At 72.8% G+C, this 18,936-nt stretch carries 18 protein-coding genes, 1 tRNA gene and 1 pseudogene; 5 read left to right on the forward strand and 15 right to left on the reverse strand.

Annotated features, from left to right (window positions below; all coding sequences use genetic code 11):
• Positions 1-6: 6 nt before the first annotated feature.
• Both ABZV00_RS25095 and ABZV00_RS25100 read right to left on the reverse strand, forming a co-directional pair.
• Positions 7-576, reverse strand: coding sequence for a GNAT family protein (locus tag ABZV00_RS25095; RefSeq protein WP_328419565.1), 570 nt, complete (start codon positions 574-576; stop codon positions 7-9).
• Entirely contained in the window at positions 573-1,976 is a 1,404-nt protein-coding gene (locus ABZV00_RS25100) for a cobyrinate a,c-diamide synthase (RefSeq protein ID WP_355610117.1), read from the reverse strand. Before ABZV00_RS25100 ends, ABZV00_RS25095 begins: the two co-directional genes overlap by 4 nt.
• A 173-nt stretch (positions 1,977-2,149) precedes the next feature.
• On the opposite strand from ABZV00_RS25100, the gene ABZV00_RS25105 reads away from it, so the two are divergent.
• Positions 2,150-2,971, forward strand: a complete 822-nt coding sequence (locus tag ABZV00_RS25105; protein WP_328419569.1) for an SURF1 family protein — start codon at positions 2,150-2,152, stop codon at positions 2,969-2,971.
• A 7-nt stretch (positions 2,972-2,978) separates the two neighbouring features.
• On the opposite strand, the gene ABZV00_RS25110 is transcribed toward ABZV00_RS25105, so the two are convergent.
• From ABZV00_RS25110 to ABZV00_RS25130, 5 genes are all read right to left on the reverse strand, one after another.
• On the reverse strand, positions 2,979-4,571 hold the full coding sequence (locus ABZV00_RS25110; RefSeq protein WP_355610120.1) for an ATP-dependent DNA ligase: 1,593 nt from the start codon (positions 4,569-4,571) through the stop codon (positions 2,979-2,981).
• 84 nt (positions 4,572-4,655) lie between these two features.
• Positions 4,656-4,862 (reverse strand): hypothetical protein, encoded by a 207-nt coding sequence (locus ABZV00_RS25115; protein WP_030333429.1) that lies wholly within the window; start codon positions 4,860-4,862, stop codon positions 4,656-4,658.
• A gap of 77 nt (positions 4,863-4,939) precedes the next feature.
• A complete protein-coding gene (locus ABZV00_RS25120; RefSeq protein ID WP_355610154.1) occupies positions 4,940-6,292 on the reverse strand; it encodes a dipeptidase in 1,353 nt (450 codons plus the stop codon).
• A gap of 36 nt (positions 6,293-6,328) precedes the next feature.
• Positions 6,329-7,474, reverse strand: coding sequence for a M48 family metallopeptidase (locus ABZV00_RS25125; RefSeq protein ID WP_355610122.1), 1,146 nt, complete (start codon positions 7,472-7,474; stop codon positions 6,329-6,331).
• Positions 7,475-7,551: 77 nt separating this feature from the next.
• Entirely contained in the window at positions 7,552-8,229 is a 678-nt protein-coding gene (locus ABZV00_RS25130; RefSeq protein ID WP_355610124.1) for a hypothetical protein, read from the reverse strand.
• 596 nt (positions 8,230-8,825) lie between these two features.
• Here ABZV00_RS25130 and ABZV00_RS25135 point away from each other — a divergent pair.
• On the forward strand, positions 8,826-9,227 hold the full coding sequence (locus ABZV00_RS25135; protein WP_328426043.1) for a rhodanese-like domain-containing protein: 402 nt from the start codon (positions 8,826-8,828) through the stop codon (positions 9,225-9,227).
• Positions 9,228-9,319: 92 nt separating this feature from the next.
• On the opposite strand, the gene ABZV00_RS25140 is transcribed toward ABZV00_RS25135, so the two are convergent.
• The 3 genes and pseudogenes from ABZV00_RS25140 to ABZV00_RS25150 all read right to left on the reverse strand — a co-directional run bounded on the left by ABZV00_RS25140 (position 9,320) and on the right by ABZV00_RS25150 (position 13,132).
• On the reverse strand, positions 9,320-10,861 hold the full coding sequence (locus ABZV00_RS25140; protein WP_355610126.1) for a cobyric acid synthase: 1,542 nt from the start codon (positions 10,859-10,861) through the stop codon (positions 9,320-9,322).
• A 173-nt stretch (positions 10,862-11,034) separates the two neighbouring features.
• Positions 11,035-12,003 (reverse strand): annotated as a pseudogene (locus ABZV00_RS25145) (cobalamin biosynthesis protein); the annotation flags it as partial.
• Positions 12,004-12,367: 364 nt separating this feature from the next.
• Positions 12,368-13,132 (reverse strand): single-stranded DNA-binding protein, encoded by a 765-nt coding sequence (locus ABZV00_RS25150; RefSeq protein WP_355610128.1) that lies wholly within the window; start codon positions 13,130-13,132, stop codon positions 12,368-12,370.
• A 302-nt stretch (positions 13,133-13,434) separates the two neighbouring features.
• Here ABZV00_RS25150 and ABZV00_RS25155 point away from each other — a divergent pair, with 302 nt between their 5' ends.
• Both ABZV00_RS25155 and ABZV00_RS25160 read left to right on the forward strand, forming a co-directional pair.
• Positions 13,435-13,875, forward strand: a complete 441-nt coding sequence (locus ABZV00_RS25155) for an HPF/RaiA family ribosome-associated protein (RefSeq protein WP_355610130.1) — start codon at positions 13,435-13,437, stop codon at positions 13,873-13,875.
• Positions 13,876-14,014: 139 nt separating this feature from the next.
• The gene (locus ABZV00_RS25160; RefSeq protein WP_355610132.1) at positions 14,015-15,136 is read left to right on the forward strand and encodes an alpha/beta hydrolase; all 1,122 of its coding nucleotides are present in this window, start codon (positions 14,015-14,017) and stop codon (positions 15,134-15,136) included.
• Between the two features lie 64 nt (positions 15,137-15,200).
• On the opposite strand, the gene ABZV00_RS25165 is transcribed toward ABZV00_RS25160, so the two are convergent.
• Positions 15,201-15,908, reverse strand: a complete 708-nt coding sequence (locus tag ABZV00_RS25165) for a hypothetical protein (protein WP_355610134.1) — start codon at positions 15,906-15,908, stop codon at positions 15,201-15,203.
• A 158-nt stretch (positions 15,909-16,066) separates the two neighbouring features.
• On the opposite strand from ABZV00_RS25165, the gene ABZV00_RS25170 reads away from it, so the two are divergent.
• Positions 16,067-16,142, forward strand: a tRNA-Arg gene (locus ABZV00_RS25170).
• A 144-nt stretch (positions 16,143-16,286) separates the two neighbouring features.
• Here the strand turns inward: ABZV00_RS25170 and ABZV00_RS25175 are convergent.
• The 4 genes from ABZV00_RS25175 to ABZV00_RS25190 all read right to left on the reverse strand — a co-directional run bounded on the left by ABZV00_RS25175 (position 16,287) and on the right by ABZV00_RS25190 (position 18,520).
• A complete protein-coding gene (locus ABZV00_RS25175; RefSeq protein WP_355610136.1) occupies positions 16,287-16,544 on the reverse strand; it encodes a Clp protease N-terminal domain-containing protein in 258 nt (85 codons plus the stop codon).
• Positions 16,526-17,506 carry a hypothetical protein gene (locus tag ABZV00_RS25180; protein ID WP_355610138.1) on the reverse strand — a complete coding sequence of 327 codons (981 nt, stop codon included), beginning with the start codon at positions 17,504-17,506 and terminating at the stop codon, positions 16,526-16,528. The genes ABZV00_RS25175 and ABZV00_RS25180 overlap by 19 nt, the downstream gene beginning before the upstream one ends.
• Positions 17,507-17,673: 167 nt before the next feature.
• Positions 17,674-18,120 carry a hypothetical protein gene (locus ABZV00_RS25185; RefSeq protein ID WP_355610140.1) on the reverse strand — a complete coding sequence of 149 codons (447 nt, stop codon included), beginning with the start codon at positions 18,118-18,120 and terminating at the stop codon, positions 17,674-17,676.
• A gap of 139 nt (positions 18,121-18,259) precedes the next feature.
• Positions 18,260-18,520, reverse strand: a complete 261-nt coding sequence (locus tag ABZV00_RS25190) for a Stf0 family sulfotransferase (protein WP_355610142.1) — start codon at positions 18,518-18,520, stop codon at positions 18,260-18,262.
• Between the last annotated feature and the right edge of the window lie 416 nt (positions 18,521-18,936).

Genomic DNA, 18,936 nt, shown 5'->3' on the forward strand with positions numbered 1-18,936 from the left:
GGAGGGTCAGCGCAGGTCGGCCGCCACGAACGACCACAGCTCAAGATCGACCCGGCCGCCGCGGACGAAACCAGCGTTGCGCAGCAACCCTTCATAGCTGAAGCCGGCCTTCTCGGCGACCCGGCGGGAGGCCAGGTTGCCGGGAGCCACCCGCAGCTCGACCCGCTGGAAGTCGTGCTCCAGGATCAACGCGATGGCCACCGCGTCCACCGCCTCGGCGGCCAGGCCGAAGCCGCGCGCGTGCGGGGCCATCGCGTAGGAGACCTCGGTGAGCCGTGCGCCCCAGTCGGTGCGCCGCGTCCACAGCGAGCCCACCACCTGGTCATCCTCCCGACGCAGCACCGCGTAGTGGTCCCCCTCGCCACTGTCGCGGCGCTGCCGGGCCAGATCGGTGCACCAGGCGTGCCCGTCGATCGGACCGGAGTCGTCGGCCAGCGGCAGCCAGCGCCGGGTCAGCTTGTCGGCGAAGATCTCCCCGGCCGCCGACGCATCCGCAGCGGTGAGCCGCCGCACCTCGGTGCGCGGGGTGGACACGGTCAACGCCGGGAAGCGGCGCACCGCCACCTGACCGATCACGCCGGCACCCCGCCGGGCTGCGCGGGCACGCCCTCGGTCACCGGGTCGGTCGCCGCCGCGGCGACCAGCCGGGCGGCGGTCGCCGGGTGGGCGGCCCAGTGCAGGGTGAGCTGGGAGGCGTGCACGTTGCGCCAGACGAAACCCTCCGGCGCGCCACCGTCCCAGCTCCACGCCGGCCGCTGACCGGCACGCGGGGTGAGCACCGCGCGATGCTCCTTGTGCCCGACCAGGATCGTGCCGGTCGCGGCGACCACGCTGTCGGTCTGGGCGGTCGCCTGCCGGTAGCCAGCCACCAGCCCGTCCCGGCTGACACCGACCGCGTCCAGCACCCCGCACATCGGCAGCCCGTCCATCTCCCGGGCCAGCCAGAGCAGACCGGCGCCCTCGGCGACCACCGGACGCCCAGTGCGTGCCAACTCGGCCACGGCGATGCAGAGCCGCCGGTTGGCCGACAACTGCTCGGCGTACGCCTCGGGCAGCCCGCCGCCGACGACCAGCGCACGGGTGCCGGCCGGCAGCGCCTCGTCGCGCAGCGGATCGATCGTGACCACCTCGGCGCCGGCGGCCCGCAGCAGCTCGGCGGTCTCCGGGTGGCTGAAGCTGCCGCCCGGCCCACCGGCCAGCGCCACCAGCGGGCGGTCCGCCAGGACCGGCACCGAACCGAGCGCCTCCTCCGGTGACCATGCCTCGGCGGGCAGCGGCGGGGCGGAGCGGGCCAGACCGAGCAGCCGTTCCAGGTCGACCGTGGCGGCGACCGCCTCGCCCAGCCGGCGGACCGCGCGGGCGGCATCGGCGGACCCGTCGACGACCGGCGCCACACCGTGCCGACGCGACGGCAGCACCGCCGGCAGGTCCTGCCTGCGCAGCGCGCCGTAGACCGGCACGCCCACGTCGTCCAGCGCCTCGCGCAGCATGCCCTCGTGCCGCGAGGACGCCACCCGGTTGAGGATCACCCCGCCGAGCCAGAGCTGCTCGTCGTACGAGCGGAAACCGTGCACCAAGGCGGCAACCGACTGCCCCATCGCGGCCACGTCGACCACCAGCACCACCGGGCTGCGCAGTGCGGCGGCCGCGGCGGCCGTGGACTCCTGCTCCGGGCGGCCACCGACCGAGTCGTACAGCCCCATGCTGCCCTGCACCACGGCGAGCCCGGCGCCCGCGGCGCCGTGCGCGACCAGCGGGGCGAGCCGGTCGACGCCGACCAGCCGGGGATCGATCACCCGACCGGGCCGACCGGCGGCGAGGCCGAGATAGGCGGCGTCGACGTGGTCCGGGCCGAGCTTGAACCCGGCGACGTCGACACCCCGCTCGGCCAGGGCGGCGAGCAGCCCGATCGCCAGCGCGTTCTTGCCGTGCCCGGAGGACGGCGCGCTGAGCACCAGACGCGGCACGACGGTCATCATCGACTCCTCGCGGGGGCGGCGGATTCGCGCGACGGCCGACCGGGGGGCCGGTCCGTCCGCGTGACGATACCCGCCCGGCCCGACGCGCGAGCACCGCCAACCGGGGCCGGCTCGACCGTTCCGACCCGGCCGAGGTCAGTGGCCCCGGTCATACGGGTAGCCTCGGTGCCGTGTACCGGTTCCTGCTGAGCCCACGTTGGCTGGGCGCGTTCGCGCTGACCCTGGTCGCCGCAGCGGTCATGGTGCTGCTCGGCAACTGGCAGATGGACCGCTACCAAGGGCGCACCGAGATCAACGAGCGGATCGACGCCGGCCTGCGGATGGCCCCGGTGCCGCTGACCGACGCGCTGCGCGCCCCCACCGGTGGTGCGGGAACGGCCGGCCCGGCCCCCGCCGAGGACAGGGTCTGGACCCGGATCACCGCCACCGGCCGGTACGACCCGACGAACACTGTCCTGGTCCGCGGCCGGACGGTGGACAGCCGGGTCGGCTTCGAGGTGCTCACCCCGCTGGTGCTCCCCGACGGCACCGCGCTACTCGTGGACCGTGGTTGGATCCCGCCGGCACCGGGTGGGGCGACCGCCCAGCCGCAGGTGCCCGCCGCACCGACCGGCGACGTGACGGTGGTCGGCCGGGTGCACGAGACCGAGAGCGGCGCCGGCGCTGTGGACCGGCGCGACGGTCGGCTGGAGACCCGACGGGTCGGCGTGACGCGGCTGGCCCGTGAGCTGCCCTACCCGGTGTACGGCGGTTACGTGCTGCTGGACGAGCAGACCCCGGCCGCCGACCCCATGTTCAAGGCGGTGCCGGTCGGGCACGCCAACAACTGGCAGAACCTCGGCTACGTCGTGCAGTGGTGGCTCTTCGCCGTGATGTCCCTGTTCGGTTACGGCTGGGTGGCCCGCCGGGAGGCCCGCCGCGCCGCCGGCATCACCCCGGCCCCGCTGGACCGGGCCGCCGAGCCGACGCCGACGCCGAGCCCCTCCGCCTGACCGCCGGTCAGCCGGTGGCCCGGCCGGCGTGGATGGCGCGGACGGCGTCGATGGTGTCCGCCTCGGCGGCGGACTTGTCGTCGCGATACCGCACCACCCGGGCGAACCGGAGCGCCATGCCGCCCGGATAGCGCGAACTCGTCTGCACCCCGTCGAAGGCGATCTCCACCACCTGCTCGGGACGGACCCGGACCACCCAGTCGCCGCGCTCGACGGCGAGGTCGAGGAAGCGTTCGGTCTGCCAGCGCAGCAGCTCGTCGGTGAGCCCCTTGAACGTCTTGCCGAGCATCACGAAGTCACCGGTGCGTGGGTCGCGGGCGCCGAGGTGCAGGTTGGACAGCCAGCCCTGCCGTCGGCCGTTGCCCCACTCCACGGCGAGCACCACCAGGTCGAGGGTGTGCCGGGGCTTGACCTTGACCCAGGCCGCGCCGCGCCGGCCTGCGTCGTACGGGGCGTCCGGCGCCTTGACCACGACGCCCTCCTGGCCGGCGTCGAGGGCGGCGGCGAACGCGGCCCCGGCCTGCTCCGGACCGTCGACCTCCATACGGCCGACCAGCAGCGACGCGTCGACCGCGCCGGCGAGCGCGGCCCACCGCTCCCGGCCGGGCAGGTCGATCAGATCGTCACCGTCGAGGTGCAGCAGGTCGAAGAAGTACGGAGTCAGCACGGCCTGGCCGGTGCTGGCGGCGGCTGCGAGCACCGCCGGAGCAACCGGTGTGCGCCCGGTGGTGCTGGGCGTGGTGCGCCGGGCGGCCCGGCTGGAGGTCTGCTGGAACGGCAGCGGGCGGCCGGTCTCGTCCAGGCCGATCGCCTCGCCGTCGAGCACCAACTCCCGACCGGGCAGGGCACGGACGGCGGCGACCACCTCGGGCACCCGGGAGGTGATCTCGTCGAGGCTGCGGGTGAAGACGGCTATGTCGCTGCCGGAGCGGTGCACCTGGATGCGGATGCCGTCGAGCTTCACGTCGACCACGGCCGGCGTGCCGGTCGCGGCCAACGCCTCGTCGACCGAGGGGGCACTCTGGGCGAGCATCGGCGCCAGCGGCCGGCCGACCCGCAGGCCGAACCCGGCCAGCTCGGCGGCGCCCCCGGCCAGCGCGGCCACGGCCACCGCGCGCAGGTCACCGGCGAGCAGCAGGGCCCGACGGACCACCGCGACCGGCACCTCGGCGGCTCGGGCCACCGCGTCGGCGAGCAGCCCGGCCTGGGCGCCCTGGCGCAGCTCGCCGCTGAACAGATTGGTGAGCAGCCGTTGCTCGTCGGCGGTCGCCGCCGCGAAGAGGGCGCCGAGCAGCGCCCGGCGCCGGGCCTGCGAGCCCGCGCCCTGCACGGCGGCGATCTGCTCGATGGCCGCGTCGACGGCGGCCACGGTCAACGTCGGCTCGGCGACCGGCGGTGGCAGGTCACGCAGGCTCGCGTAGCCCACCCCGGTCTGTCGCTGGCGCAGCTCACCGGCGAGATAGCCGGCGCCGGGCTCCACCTCGGCCGGGTCGAGCCGACGCAGCGCGTCAGCGAGCAGCTCCACCTTGGCCCGCCGGCCGCTGGTGGCGCCCACGGCGGCGGAGGTGGCCGCCAGGTCGATGAACCGCACGGACCTCATCCTGCCAGCCACCTCCGACACCGCCCGGGCATTGCCGTGCCCGGGCGGTGTCGGCAGGGTGCCGCCACCCTGCTGGGTGGCGGATCAGGCGGAGACGGGTTCCTCGATGCGCAGCCCCCGGGCGCGGACCTCGCCGGCGACCCGGGAGAGCACCGAGTCGAGGGCGACCAGGGCGGCGGAGAGCTCACCGAGCTGTTCGTTGAGCGTGTCCTCGGACCACGCGGAGACGTCGACGTCCCCCAGCGCGCTGACGGCGGCCCCCAACCGGGCCATCACCTCGTTCGTACTCATGTTCGAAAGGCTATAACAGCCCCGCGCCCGACACACCGCAAACTCCCAGATCAGACCGGAAGTTACGGTTCCGACACCTAGCTCCCGTTCGTGCCCGCCGCAGCCACCTTGCCCAGCAGCAGCGCCTCGGCGAGGCAGACCCGGGCGAATTCTCCGAGGTGCAGGCTCTCGTTCGGCCCGTGCGCGCGGGCGTGCGGGTCCTCCACACCGGTCACCAGGATCGCGGCCTTCGGGAACATCTCCTGGAAGGTGGCGATGAACGGGATCGAGCCGCCGACGCCCATGTCCACCGGATCGGTGCCGTCCCAGGCGGTCCGGAACGCCGAGCGGGCGGCGTCGAACATGGGCCCGGACGCGTCGATCACGCACGGATCGCCGTCGTGCTCGAAGCTGACCGTCACCTGGGCACCCCACGGCGCGTGCTTCTCCAGGTGCGCGCGCACCGCCGCGTACGCCCGCTTGGGTTCGTCGCCCGGAGCGAGCCGGATGCTCAGCTTCGCCTTCGCGGACGGGACCAGGGCGTTCGGCGCCTCGCCGGTCGACGGGGCGTCGATGCCGAGCACCGCCAGCGCGGGCTTGGTCCAGAGCCGGTCGGTGATCCGGCCGGTGCCGATGAACTGCACGCCCTCGGCCAGCCCGGCCTCGGCCCGAACCCGATCCTCGGGGTAGTCGACGACAGCGCCCTCGCGGCCCACCAGCCCGTCCACCGCCACGTCACCAGCGTCGTCGTGCAGGGTAGCCAGCAGCCGGACCAGCGCGGTGAGCGCGTCCGGGACGGCACCGCCGAACATGCCGCTGTGCACCGCGTGGTCCAGCGTGCGGACCTCGACAAAGCAGTTGACGATGCCGCGCAGCGAGGTGGTCAACGCCGGTACGCCGATGTCCCAGTTGCCGGAGTCGGCGATCACGATGACGTCCGAGGCGATCTCGTCGCGGTGCTCGGCCAGCAGCTGCTCCAGCGAGTCGGAGCCGTACTCCTCCTCGCCCTCGATGAAGAGCACCACGCCGACCGGCAGTGCGTCCCCGTACGCGCGCAGGGCCGCGATGTGCGCCATGATGCCGGCCTTGTCGTCGGCGGCGCCCCGCCCGTAGAGCCGGCCGTCCCGCTCCACCGGCTCGAACGGGTCGGACTCCCACAGCGACCGGTCGCCGACCGGCTGCACGTCGTGGTGGGCGTAGAGCAGCACGGTGGGCGCGCCGGGCGGGGCGGCCCGACGGCCGATCACCGCGGGCTGCCCGCCGGAACGCACGATGTCGACGTCCAGGCCACAGCCGCGCAGCAGCTCGGCGACCGCCTCGGCGGAGCGCTCCACGTGCGAGTGGTCGAAGCCCTCGAAGGCGATGCCGGGGATACGGACGAGGCGTTCCAGGTCGGCCCGGACTCCGGGCATCTCCCGCTCGACGGCGGCCCGCACCTCGGACTCGGACATGATCGGTGTGGTCATGACCGGCATCGTATGCCGGCCTTACCCCGACGTGCCGGCCGAGCCCGTACCCTCACCGCCACCCGGCGAGCCGGCACCCGCCGGAGCGCCCGGCGCGGCCCGACCGGCGCGCTGCGCGCGGCCTGCGGCCTCGGTGGCGGCATCCATCCAGGAGCGGGTCCGACCGGCGGTGCCGCCCACCCACTCGCCGACGTCGCTGGCGCCGTCACCGAGCCGACGCAGCAATCCGACCAGCGGGTCGGTGGACCGGCTGAACTCCTCCCGGTACGACTCGGCAGCCGCCTTGATCTCCTCCGAGACGCTGGTCGAGCCGTCGTCGTCGCGGCGCGGGTAGTCCCCGGCCAGCACCCGCCCGTACGCCCCGGAGTCGATCCACTGCCGCAACTGGGCGGCCCGTGCCACCGGCGCCGGATGGGTGCTCCAGGCCGTCATCCGGATCTTGTGCAGGCTGTCCCGCAGGTCGCCGCCGCCGGCGTACTCGGCGGCCTGTTCCAGGAAGGCGGTGGTGTCGATCTGGGACAGGTCACCGCCGCCGGCGAGCTTCATCAGCAGCCGCAGCGCGGCGGCCGGGTCCTGCCCGGCGAGCAGACCGGCCCGGTCGGCGGACAGCTCCGCCTTACGCCACCACTCCAGCATTGCCGCGATGATCGCCCGCAGCGCGAACGCGCCGACCGGCAACCAGCTCAGGTTGGCCGCCCACCGGGTGAGGATCATCAGCATCGTCTTGTAGACCGCGTGCCCGCTGCCGACGTGCCCCAACTCGTGGCCGAGCAGACAGCGCAGCTCGTCCTCGTCGAACTGCTGGACGCAGGCGGAGTTGAGCACGATGAACGGCCGGTCCAGGCCGACCGCCTCGGCCCCCAGCCAGGGCGACTGGGTCACGTACAGCTCGGGCAGCTCCGCCACGTCGAGCGCCGCGGCGGCCTCCGTGTAGCGCTGCCACACCGCCGGATACTGCCGGTGGTCGACCCGGATGCCGGAGGCCAGCACGGAGAGCCGGAAGCCGCGTTCGTTCCACATGCCGAAGAACGCCCGCAGCACGTCGTCGAACCCGCGCAGCTCCCGCAACGCGACCAGAGCGCCGCGGTCGGCCGGGTGCTCCCAGGCCCGGGAGCTGATGCCGGTCAGGGTGATCCGACGCCGTGCGGGCGTGTCCGTTGCCGACATGTGGCTCCCCGTTCGCCGTACCCGACCTTTCCCGCATCGTGCCCCAGCCGGTGGCCGGCGTCCATGCCCCGCTCGGGTCAACGGGTGCGCACGTAGTACCGCTCGGCGTCGTGCGGCAGGGTCGGCGCACCGTCGACCACCAGGTCGACCCGGGTGACCGTGTCGTCGGCCTCGAAGTGCGCCCGCTCCCCGGCGTGCCAGCGGCGCAGCTCGGGCAGGATCTCCGGCCCGTCCCGGGCGACCGCGCGGGCCAGCCGCAACGGCGCGGGCGCGGTCACGAAGACGGCCAGGGTCAGCTCCGGCCGGACGAGGGCGCGCGCGGCGCTGACCCCTTCCAGGACCAGCACCGGCCCGGCCGGCACCGGGACCGGGTGGGGCAGGAAGCAGCGCCGGATCCAGCTGTAGCGCCGGTAGGCACCGGGCCTCCCGGCGCGCAGCGGGGCCAGCACCTGCTCGTCCAGGCGCGGCCAGAAGGTGAGCTGGTCGTCCCAGCCGTCCAGCAGGTCGTCGGTGTGCACCACCGGCGGCCGTTCACCACCGGCCAGCACCGCCAGGGCGTCCGCGAGGTGCGCGGCGAACCGGCTCTTACCCGCGCCGCTCGGCCCGTCGACCGCCACCAACCGGGTCCGCCCCAACCGCGCCGGGCCCGCGAGCACCCGGCGGGCCAACTCGGCGTACGCCTCGACGACCACCACGGTCGACCTGCCGGTCAAGTGGCCGGGTGCCTCCTCGATGTCCTCGGCCCCATCGGCCATTCCTCCGACGTCCCCGGGCCCGTCGGCCAATCCCCCGACGTCCCCGGGCCCGTCGGCCAATCCCCCGACGTCCTCGGCCTCATCGGCCATTCCCTCGACGTCCCCGGCCCCGTCGGCCAATCCTCCGACGTCCCCGGCCCCGTCGGCCAATCCCCCGACGTCCCCGGCCCCATCGGCCAATCCCCCGACGTCCCCGGCCTCGTGGCCCGGCGCCGGCCGGCCGGTTTCGGAGGTCAGCGCGGCCTCGCGTGTTCCGGCCGCCTCAGGGCGGGATGGTGGATGCCGTCGACGAGCGGGCCTCGGCTGGCGAGTTCGTACACGACCGAAGTATGCCGCCGCCGCCACAGGTCAGGGTGATCGACTCCAGATCGCTGACATCGCGGTATCCGCCGTGAGGGATACCGCGATGTCGGGGAAACCGAGTCGATCACGCGGAATCAGCGGCCAGCGTGGGCCGGGCTGACACGTCCGGCTGACGGCCATGGCCGGGCACCGTCACGTCCGGGGGAATTGGGGCGGCGACGGGTGACGCCGCGACCGTTCGCCGCCCGGGGTGGCACCCGAATCGGCATGATCGGGTGGTGCTCCGAGACGTGATGAGCCCCGGCATCGACGCCCTGCTCGAACAGGCCCGCGCCGGGCTGCACCGACTGACTCCGCAGCAGACCGTCGAGGCGGTCCGCGGCGGCGCGCTGCTGGTCGACACCCGTACCGAGATGCAGCGCCGCGAGCAGGGCGACCTGCCCGGGGCGGTCGTCATCGACCGGACGGTGCTGGAGTGGCGGCTCGATCCGGCCAGCGCCTGGCGCATCCCGGAGGCCACCGCCTACGACCGGGAGATCGTGCTGGTGTGCCGGCAGGGTTACAGCTCCAGCCTGGCCGCCGCCAGCCTGCAGACCCTCGGGCTGCGCCGGGCCACCGACATGATCGGTGGCGTCGACGCGTGGCTCGCCGCCGGCCTCCCCACCACTGACCGCCCGGCCGACATCCGCCACTGACGTTGCTGTCGCCATAGGCGGCCCACCAGACCGCCCAACCAGCAGGCCGAGGCACGCCCGGCCCGGTTCAGGCCAAGGCACGCCCGGCCCGGTCAGGCCGGTGGCGGCCCGGGTGGGATGAAGGGGAGGCCGGGGGGTGGCCCGGTCTCGATGAGGCGCCAGAGGGCGTCGGTGTCCAGGTACTCCTCAACCAGGTCACCGAGCAGGTCGAGCGAGCGTTCCCGGGCGGCGGCGAAACTGCTGTCCGGAGCGACCCGGAATCCGGTGCGTCCGGCCAGCCGGGCCGCCTCGGTGAGGAATCGGCGGCGGAACCCGTCGGATTCGAACGTGCCGTGCCAGTGCGTGCCGTGCAGGGCGCCGAGCACCGCACCCTCGCCGGTGCCGTCAGCCACGGTCAGCAGCGGGGTCAGGGCGGGGTCGGCGCGGGAGACGTACCCATGGTGGATCTCGTAGCCGCGCACCGGCAGGTCGTCGCCGGCCGTGCCCACCGACTGCCGGACGGTCTTGCGCGGGTCGAAGGTGATCTCGATGGGCAGCAGGCCGAGGCCCGGGACACTGCCCTGACGGCTCTCCACCGTGTCGTGGATCGCCCGGCCGAGCATCTGGAAGCCACCGCAGATGCCGAGCAGCGGCTTACCGGCCGCCGCATGGGTGGCGATCGCGTCGGCGAGGCCGGTCTCGCGGAGCCAGGCGAGGTCCGCCACGGTCGACTTGGAACCGGGCAGGACAACCAGGTCAGCGGCGGCCAGCTCGGCCGGTTCGACAGTGAGGCGTACCCGGACGCCCGGCTCGGTGGCCAGCGCCTCCACATCGGTGGCGTTGCTGATCCGGGGCAGCCGGACGACGGCAACGTCCAGCCACTCGGTGCCGTGCGGGGCGGCCGGTCGACCGAGCACCCGCCCGTAGGCGAGCGAATCCTCGGCGTCGAGCCACAGGTCGAGCGCCCAGGGCAGCACCCCGTACGTGGGGCGGCCGGTCACCTGCCGCAGCATGTCCAGCCCCGGCTGGAGCAGGCCGAGGTCACCCCGGAACTTGTTGATCACGAAGCCGGCGATCAGCGCCTGGTCGGCAGGATCGAGCAGGGCCACGGTGCCGAACATCGAGGCGAACACGCCGCCCCGGTCGATGTCGCCGACCACGATGGTGGGCAGGTTGGCGTGCCGGGCCAGCCCCATGTTGACGTAGTCACCGGCCCGCAGGTTGATCTCCGCCGGGCTGCCGGCACCCTCACAGATCACCACGTCGTACGCGGCACGCAACTCGGCCAGCGCCGCGTACGCGGTCTCCGCCAGCCGGGGACGCAGCTGCCGGAAGGTGCCGGCCGTGATCGTGTCGACCGCCTCGCCGAGCAGCACCACCTGGCTGGCCAGGTCGCTGCCCGGCTTGAGCAGCACTGGGTTGAACCGCAGGTCCGGGGCGAGCCCGCAGGCGGCGGCCTGCATGGCCTGGGCCCGGCCGATCTCGCCGCCGCGCCCGTCCGGCCCGACCACCACCGCCGAGTTGTTCGACATGTTCTGTGCCTTGAACGGCGCCACCTTCACGCCCTGCCGGTGCAGCCAACGGCAGATGCCGGCGGTGAGGACGCTCTTGCCGGCGTCGGAGGTGGTGCCGGCAACCAGCAACCCGCCGCTCACCGCCCGCTCCCCCGCCTCGCCGCGACGGCTCGCCAACCGCGCGGCCGCGCACCGGCACCGCCCGATCCGTGCCCACCAATGGCGGCGACCAGCCCGCGCCCACCGCCGCCGCCCGAGCCACGCCGGCCAACGCCGTCAACCGGCCCGCGTCGGCCAAGGGCGGCGATCAGCCCGCGTCGGCCGATGGCGCCGGCCAGGCGCCCGACGGTCAGCGGGTACGCGACGGCCAGCCCGAGGGCGGCCAGGCCGACGGCGCCGGAGATCTGGGCGGCCCGCTTCAGGTGGCGCGCCTCGGGGCGGGGGCCGTCACCCAGGAAAGGGCGCACCTCGGAGCGCCCGAAGTAGACATTTCGGCCACCGAGGCGGACGCCGAGAGCGCCGGCCATCGCCGCCTCGCACTGACCGGCATTGGGGCTCGGGTGATCGTTGCGGTCACGCTGCCACACGCGCCAGGCCTGCTCCCGGTTGCCGTTCGCGACCGGCGAGACGGCGATGGTGAGCAGCCCGGTCAGCCGGGACGGCACCAGGTTGAGCACGTCATCCAGGCGAGCTGCCGGGGTGCCGAACCGGGCGTAGCGCGCCGACCGGTGCCCGACCATCGCGTCGAGGGTGTTCGCCGCGCGGTAGCCCAGCAGCCCGGGCAGGCCGGCAACCGCACCCCAGACCAGCGGGGCGACCACCGCGTCGGAGGTGTTCTCCGCCACCGACTCGACGGTGGCCCGGGCCAGCTCCGACTCACCGAGGGTCGACGGGTCCCGGCCGCAGAGGTTACCGAGGCGTCCCCGGGCGGCGGGCAGGTCGCCGTCACGCAGCGTCTGCCCCATGACGGTGGCCTCCTGTCGCAGCGTGCGACCGCCCAGCACGGTCCAGGTGCCGGCAGCGACGAGCACTGCCCGGGTGACCGGCCGATTGCGGGTGGCTGCCGCGGCGATCGCACCGAGCAGCACCGGCCCGCCCACCGCCAGCGCGGTGAACGCCGCACCTGCCGTCCGGTCCGGCTGGTAGAGGCGACGCTCCAGCGCACCGGCGGCCTGCCCGAAGCCGGCCACCGGGTGCCACCGGCGTGGGTCGCCGAGCAGCCTGTCCAGCGCGTACCCGGCCAGCAGCCCCACCGCGTTCGCCACCGGCGCTGTCCGTCGCACGCACACCACCTCCGGCCGGCCAGCCTAGACGAGCACCCCGTGAACCAACCCGGCCCGCCGCATTCCACGAGCCCGTCGGCAGGCGCGCCCCCAATGCGGGCCGCCGCGCCCACGAGCCGGCCCAGCACGCCCGTGAACCGCCCCGGCCAACGCGGACGAGGCCCCGCCCTTGCGGTCACGCGGGGTGACGACGCCGGTCGCGTCGCCACCCCGCCCCCGTCGTGACGTGCCTGCGAACCACCAGCCCACCGACGCGGCTCTCTCGCATCGGTGGAACCGCCATCCCGGCCACCGTCCGAGACAGCCCGGAATGGACCCCGTCCCAGCCGCCGTCCACGACAGGCTGGGACGGTCGAGCTAAAGGTCACGCCGGCTGCGGGACCCGCCCCCGGCCACGCCGCCCCCGACCGGACGGCGCGGGCTCCACCTCGTCCGGCACCGGGCCCAACTCGTCATCCCGCTCGTCGTCCAGGTCGTCGTCGTCCGTTCTGGGCGGGAGGGCCAGTTCGTCGTCGTCGTCCCCGGCCTGCACGCCGCCGCCGCCGACGGGAGCGCCGTCGTCGACCGGGCCGGCATCGGCGAACGGGCTGGTGTCGGCGAACGGGCTGGTGTGCGGCGCGCCGAAGTCGGACAGCTCGAAGTCGTCGTCCAGCGGACGGTCGTCGGGCAGGACGGGCGCCTGCCCGGCCGGTACCGGCTCGGTGGGCTCGCCGTGCACGCGACTCTCCGCGTCCGCGTCCTCCACCGTGCTGGTCGTCGTGCTCGGCCGGTTGCGCAGGAACCGCGCCCGACCCCGGGACAGGTCGTGGCCGACGGCGACCGCCTCCAGCTCGTAGAGCGTGCGGTGGTTACCGGCGTCATCGGTCCAGTCGCGGGTGTAGAGCCGGCCGCAGACCACCACCGGGTCACCGACCATCACCGACGCAGCCACCCCTTCGGCGAGCTTGCGCCAACAGTTGACGCGAACCCGCAGCGAGTTGCCGTCAACCCAGCGGCCGGTGTCCCGGTCGAGCCGGCAGGCGGTGGAGGCGACCTTGAAGTTGGCCACCAGCGTGTTGCTCTGGGTGGTACGTCGCCACTCGGGCGTTGTCAGCACATTGCCGACAATTGCTACGTAGGTGTCGAACATCGTCCCTCCAGGGGATCGGGGGCCTGCCAGCGCGAGTCGACTCGGCACGAGCCTGAGCGGTCTGGACCGCCTCCGCCAGCACCCCACCCCGACCTGTGGATGACGAAGCCACCTGTGGACAACGCCCTGATCACGGCCCGGTGTGGTACGGCCAACCCACTCGGGCGGCGGACGGCGGTTCCGGGTCCGGCCGAACTGGGTATGGACTTGATCAAGGCACCACCGACAGCTCCACGTCGACGAGAGGTCAGCGCCATGATGATCACCACCATCGGCTCCGCAACCGCTTCCGAGGCGCGGCGATGAGCGCCGTGGCGAACCCGGCCACCGTGGCGGAATGCCTGCGGGTTGGCACCGGGTTCTCGCAGGGCGACCGCACCTGGATCGCCGAGCAGTTCGCCACCCTCGACGCCCGGCTGGCCAGCTTCCACGCCGACGCCACCGAGCTGGAGGTGTCGGTGAAGGACCGGGAGGTCCGGGGGCAGAAGGTCACGCTGGAGTGCTGGGTCGCCGGCCGCCAGAAGATCGTCACCACCTCCGCCGAGGAGGACCTGCACGCCGCGCTCAACGACGTCCGTGACGACCTGCGCCGGCGACTCAACGACGCCAAGACCCGGCAGGAGCCCCGGCACAACAAGCACCTGCGCGACGTCAGCCAGCCGCAGGGCCAGGTCGACCCAACCGAGGAGCCGGAGGCACTACCGGCCGCCGACCCGAGCCGCGCCGACGCGGAAACGGCCTAACCGCGCCCCTCTCCGCCCCGCGATCTTGCACCTCTCGCGCCTTCCGCGCGGAGGCAACAAGTGCAAGATCGCGGGGCGGACAGGTGCACGCGGGGCGCGGGGCTACCGCTCGGTAGGTTGCCGGCGTAGCGTCGCAAACGTGGAACCGGACGTGTTGGGGCCGCCGTACGAGCGGCAGACGATCGACCTGGGCACCGACGACGAGGGACCGGTCGTCGCGACCCTGGTCCGGCGGCGGGCCGAGCGCCCCACCGGGCGGGCCGTGCTCTACGTGCACGGCTTCGTCGACTACTTCTTCCAGACCCACCTGGCCGACTTCTTCGCCGAACGGGGCTGGGACTTCTACGCCCTCGACCTGCGCAAGTACGGTCGCAGCCTGCTCCCGCACCAGACCCCGAACTTCTGCCAGGACATCAGCGACTACTTCCCCGAGCTGGACGCCGCCGCCGAGATCATCCGCAAGGACGACGGGCACGACACCCTGCTGGCGATGGGCCACTCCACCGGCGGCCTGATCATCTCGCTCTGGGCGGACGCCCGCCGCGACGCCGGCACCGTCGACGGGCTGGTGCTCAACAGCCCCTTCTTCGACCTGAACGCCCCCTGGGCGGTGCGCCGACCCCTCGCGGCCGCCGCCTCCCGGCTGGGCCGCAGGGCGCCGCACCGCATCCTGCCGCTCGGGCTGGGCAAGGTGTACGGCGAGAGCCTCCACGCCGACCACCGCGGCGAGTGGACCTATGACCTGGCGTGGAAGCCGCTGGGCGGGTTCCCGGTCCGGGCCGGCTGGCTGAACGCGATCCGCACCGGCCAACGCCGACTGCGCGCCGGGCTGGACATCCAGGTGCCGGTGCTGATGGCCTGCTCGACCCGCTCGTTCCGGGGTACCAAATGGCACGACAACGCGACCCTGGCCGACGCCGTGCTGGATGTCGAGCACATGGTCCGGTACGCGCCCCGCCTCGGCCGCCACGTCACCCTGGCCCGCTTCGACGGCGGGCTGCACGACCTCACGCTCTCCGGCCCCGCCGTACGCCGGAAGGTCTTCGACGAGGTCGGCCGGTGGGCCGAGGCGTTCCTCGCCGCAGGCCCCACCGCCCCGGCAGGCCCGGCTGACACCGTCTTGACCGACGCTGCTTCGCCCGGCGCCGCCCCAACGGACACCGCCTCGCCCGACACCACGTCGACGGGGGACGGAGCCTTGCTGCCGAAAATTCGGCGTCCGGCGTCCGATCCGGCAGGTGCGGCGACGGCCGTCGGCTGACCCGACCGGACAACGGCTCGCTGGCGGCAGTCGTACCCGCCGGCGAGTCGGCGCGGGTCGCGCCTCAGGCGTCGCCCGGCGTGGGCGGGAGGACGGCCCGGATCCGGTCGAAGGTCGCCACCGGGTGACCACCGACGCCGGGCAGCACCAGACCCAGGCAGTACAGCGACACCTCCCCGGTGGCGTCGGCCTGCACGACGAAGACCGGCGCCCCGACGTACCCCGGTGGGAGCTCCGTGGTGATCCGCACGGTGTCCCCGTCCCGGACCACCCGCTCGATCGCCACCTCCAGGGGCCGCGACCCGTCCTCGCGTACCCCGTGGGCCAGCACGAAGGCGGAGGTCGCGTCGGCGCCGAGGCGGGCGACCACCTCGGGGCCGGCGGCGATCCCGGCGGGCACCGGTTGGACCCGCCACGACCAGCCACCGTCGCCGGCGTACCGGTGCAACCCGCCGGTAGGCAGCACCGCGACGCCGTCGCTCGGGAAGCGTGCCCAGCCGGGCCTGATCTCGCCCTCCATGACGGCGGCCGGGGCGACCCCGGCCGGCTCGGTCACGCTCGGCCGCAGACCCAACTCCCCGCCCGGGGTACCGACGAGGTCGGCGGCCGTCAGCAGCGACTCCCCCACCGGGTCGTCGGTGCCCTGGAAGAAGAACGCGGTGCCGAAGCGATGATCGGTGTCGTCCGACGACCGGTACGGCAGGATGGCGCGGCCGACGATCTGGCACAGCTCGTAGGCGACGTCGTTCTCGGCCTCGGAGTCCAGCAGCACCAGCCGAGGGTACGGTCCAGCGCCGGGTCGGTCCGTGGGAACCCGGATGCCGGCCACCCGTCCTCCGTGAGACCCTGCTCGGCAACGTGGACGCGGGCACCCTTTTCCCCGCCGGCCGGCGGGGCGGCGGTACCCTCTTGGCGCGACATCCACGCCACGCGCCCGTAGCTCAGCGGATAGAGCAGGGGACTTCTAATCCCAAGGCCGCAGGTTCGAATCCTGCCGGGCGCACCAGCATCACCCCCAGGTCAGCGGCTTTCCGCTCCCGGTCGAAGCGATCACTACGGCCGCCGAAGTCCGTATTGAGTTGGTCAACCTTCCGTAGTCCCTCGGCGGTGTCGTTCACGAAAGGACGGCTGGTTGTTGGCCGGCCGGCGGTTACCAAGCGGCGGGTGCGGCACGAAGGTCTTGCTCGACGCGCGCTCGTAGCGCCGTCGGGTCGACGCTGAGGTCGCGCAGAATAGCGCTGCCGTCGCCGGCATCGTCCTCGATCAGCGCAAGCAAGAGGTGACTGGTACCCGTGTCGGGGTGCCGGTAGGCAAGCGAGATTTCCATGGCTCGTGCCATCGCGGTGACGACGTCGGTGCCCGTGAACGGGTCGCCTGGGCGCTGACTGCTCAGTTGCTTGGTGAGCACCTCGGCCGGCGGCTCCTCGGGCCCGCCGCGCCGCGCGGCCAGCAGGCGCAGGCGGTCGGCATCGACACCGGGGATGCGCAGGACGGCCGAACCTCGGTTGCGGCCGGAGTGTGGCCGGGCACCCGGAGTCGGGCCGCTTCGAGCGAGGCGTCATGTGTGAGCACCGCGAGCAGGATGTGCAGTGGGCCGATCACGTCATGGTCGAGCCGGATTGCCTGGCGTTTCGCCTCGAACTCGACTCCGACCAGGATCGGGCCGAGGCGGCTGAGTCGAGATGCGCGCGCGAAAAACCGTCCCGCGAGTCGGTCGAGCAGCGACCCAGAGCCTGGCCAGAGCGCCAACCTTTCGTCGTCGAGGTCCGGATAGGGCTCGTCGGTCCTGCACATCGTCGGCTCGGCGCCCAACCGGTCAATGGCCGACAGCCGCGCGTACTCAGAGGGGAATACATAGTGGGTCCCGTCGCAGCCGCGCAGCTGCAGCATGCCGAGCACGAGATGAGACAGGTTGGCGAACGGTACACGGTTGTCGCGCGCGGCATGCAGCGCGCCGGCCAGGGCCGTACGAACGCCATTCGTCCACGATGGGCGAGGGCGCATGTCCTGCACGTCAGGATTTCTGAGCCGCCTGTCCGGCCGGCGGTTGATTCTCCACTCGACCTCGCGCAGAATCGCTTGCACCTCCTGGTCGAACTCGCTGACCGACTCGGACAACAGTTCGCTGACTGTTCGCCCGGCTGGGATCCGGCGCGGATCTGCAACCATCCGCATGAGGTTCGCACCGTTTGAGCCCGCAAGCAGCCACGGCGGGACCGACTTGGCGTAAAGCGCCACCCGGCACAGCAGGTCGAGGGTGCCGACGCTGCTTGCTCCGCGCCGCGCCGCCGCTGAATACGCCTGCAGTAACACTCTCATCGACATCGCGCCGAGCGCGATGAACGGTCGCTGCGCCTCGTGCGGCGGCATTGGCCCTCCATGTCCGGGACGGAATGGCACCTCGATAACTGACTGACGCAATGGTGCCTCTGCAACGGGATGTAGAAGGCAGGCTCAGGCCGTAGAAGAGAACGCCTGCGATCGAGGCTTCCATGATCGTGAACCGTAGTCAGCAAGTCCGGGCCTGCCCTCGGGTTTCATGGTCGTCGCGCGAGTGCCCGCTCCACGCCCCGACGCATCCGTCGCGATGCACCCGGTAGGCCATGCAAGCGGCGAACCTCATGAGGTTCCAACTCTTGGCGACTGGCTAGCACAATCGCTGCGGCATACGGTCGAGCGTCGGGCTGACGTAGCAGGACGTCGGCCTCCTGTAGGACCTTGAGCAGGACACCTCGGTCCGCCTGTGGGTGTTGAGCGACGAGCCGGAGCAGGTAGGTACGGTCCCACTGGTTGAACTCGCTTGCGAGCAGCTCGGTCAAGGTTGCCGCGCCTGTGCGAATGTCCTTGGCGACGGCCAGCCGCACGAACGAGTAGGGATTGCGGGCAAGAGTACGCAGCCCGTCCTGATCGATTCGTGGGTCCGCAACGACGTCCAGATAGTCCCGCGGTGTCCGTCCGCGTGGGAGCAGCGCGTCGATATCCACTACGGGCTCCCTCAACACGTCGCTGGAATCGGCCTCCGCCGCCGTCTTGTACGCCGGACCGGCTGGGGGCAGACAAGTCCGTCCCCAGGCGCGCCAAGTATCCACGCCACCCGGCCGGCATCAAGGGCGCTTCGCGTCGCTACGCGGACGAGCTTCGCGCCGAACACCCGTTGTCTGCCCGGCCGGCGGCCAGCGCAGTCTGCACGTAGTCCGCGTAGTTGAACCCACCCTCGGCGGTGCGGCGGATCTGCCAGCGGTCGACCCACAGTGGTTCATCAGGTGAGCGGAAGAACGCCTGCGGATGACCGGCGACAGCCGTGGACTCCAACAACCCGAGCAGTTCTGAGCAGTAGTGAACTGCCCGTTGCGCGGGTGCCGCAGATAAGATACAAGTCGACACGATCGGAGAGATCCCGCATGCCGCACATAGTCGCAACCAATGCCCGGCGAAGTCGTGGGGTGCCCGGCTTGATGTGGTTGGTGTAGACGTGCCCGTGCTGGTGGTAGCAGGCGGGCATGACCGTTCAGATAGTCATCGAGGTTCCTACGCCTTGTTGATCGTCCGAAGTGGAGAAGGCTCACCACCGAGACCGTCTACGCAATCACCGATCTGCGCGTGCACCCGCCGCTGGCACTAATCGGCATCACCTGACGATTTTGCCGGGCTTGGACTCAGCGGGGAACGTTCGACTGAACCAGGAGCACAGCTATCCGTTGGGGCTAGCCTCCGTCTTTCATTAAGCCCGTTGGTTGGTTGGTTGCGGTGTTTCGGGCGAGGTGGCGGTGGTCGTTTTGGTGATGGGTAGCAGGTGTCGC

This window comes from Micromonospora sp. NPDC005173, assembly GCF_040608515.1.
GTDB lineage: Bacteria > Actinomycetota > Actinomycetes > Mycobacteriales > Micromonosporaceae > Micromonospora.

Excerpts from the sequence above, each read along its gene's own strand:
- ABZV00_RS25125 (WP_355610122.1), bottom strand. The coding sequence starts at position 7,474 with ATGTCGGCAACGGACACGCCCGCACGGCGTCGGATCACCCTGACCGGC.
- ABZV00_RS25110 (WP_355610120.1), bottom strand. The coding sequence starts at position 4,571 with ATGAGGTCCGTGCGGTTCATCGACCTGGCGGCCACCTCCGCCGCCGTG.
- ABZV00_RS25180 (WP_355610138.1), bottom strand. The coding sequence starts at position 17,506 with ATGCCGCCGCACGAGGCGCAGCGACCGTTCATCGCGCTCGGCGCGATG.
- ABZV00_RS25135 (WP_328426043.1), top strand. The coding sequence starts at position 8,826 with ATGAGCCCCGGCATCGACGCCCTGCTCGAACAGGCCCGCGCCGGGCTG.
- ABZV00_RS25155 (WP_355610130.1), top strand. The coding sequence starts at position 13,435 with ATGAGCGCCGTGGCGAACCCGGCCACCGTGGCGGAATGCCTGCGGGTT.
- ABZV00_RS25150 (WP_355610128.1), bottom strand. The coding sequence starts at position 13,132 with ATGTTCGACACCTACGTAGCAATTGTCGGCAATGTGCTGACAACGCCC.
- ABZV00_RS25100 (WP_355610117.1), bottom strand. The coding sequence starts at position 1,976 with ATGACCGTCGTGCCGCGTCTGGTGCTCAGCGCGCCGTCCTCCGGGCAC.
- ABZV00_RS25115 (WP_030333429.1), bottom strand. The coding sequence starts at position 4,862 with ATGAGTACGAACGAGGTGATGGCCCGGTTGGGGGCCGCCGTCAGCGCG.
- ABZV00_RS25130 (WP_355610124.1), bottom strand. The coding sequence starts at position 8,229 with ATGGCCGATGGGGCCGAGGACATCGAGGAGGCACCCGGCCACTTGACC.
- ABZV00_RS25120 (WP_355610154.1), bottom strand. The coding sequence starts at position 6,292 with ATGTCCGAGTCCGAGGTGCGGGCCGCCGTCGAGCGGGAGATGCCCGGA.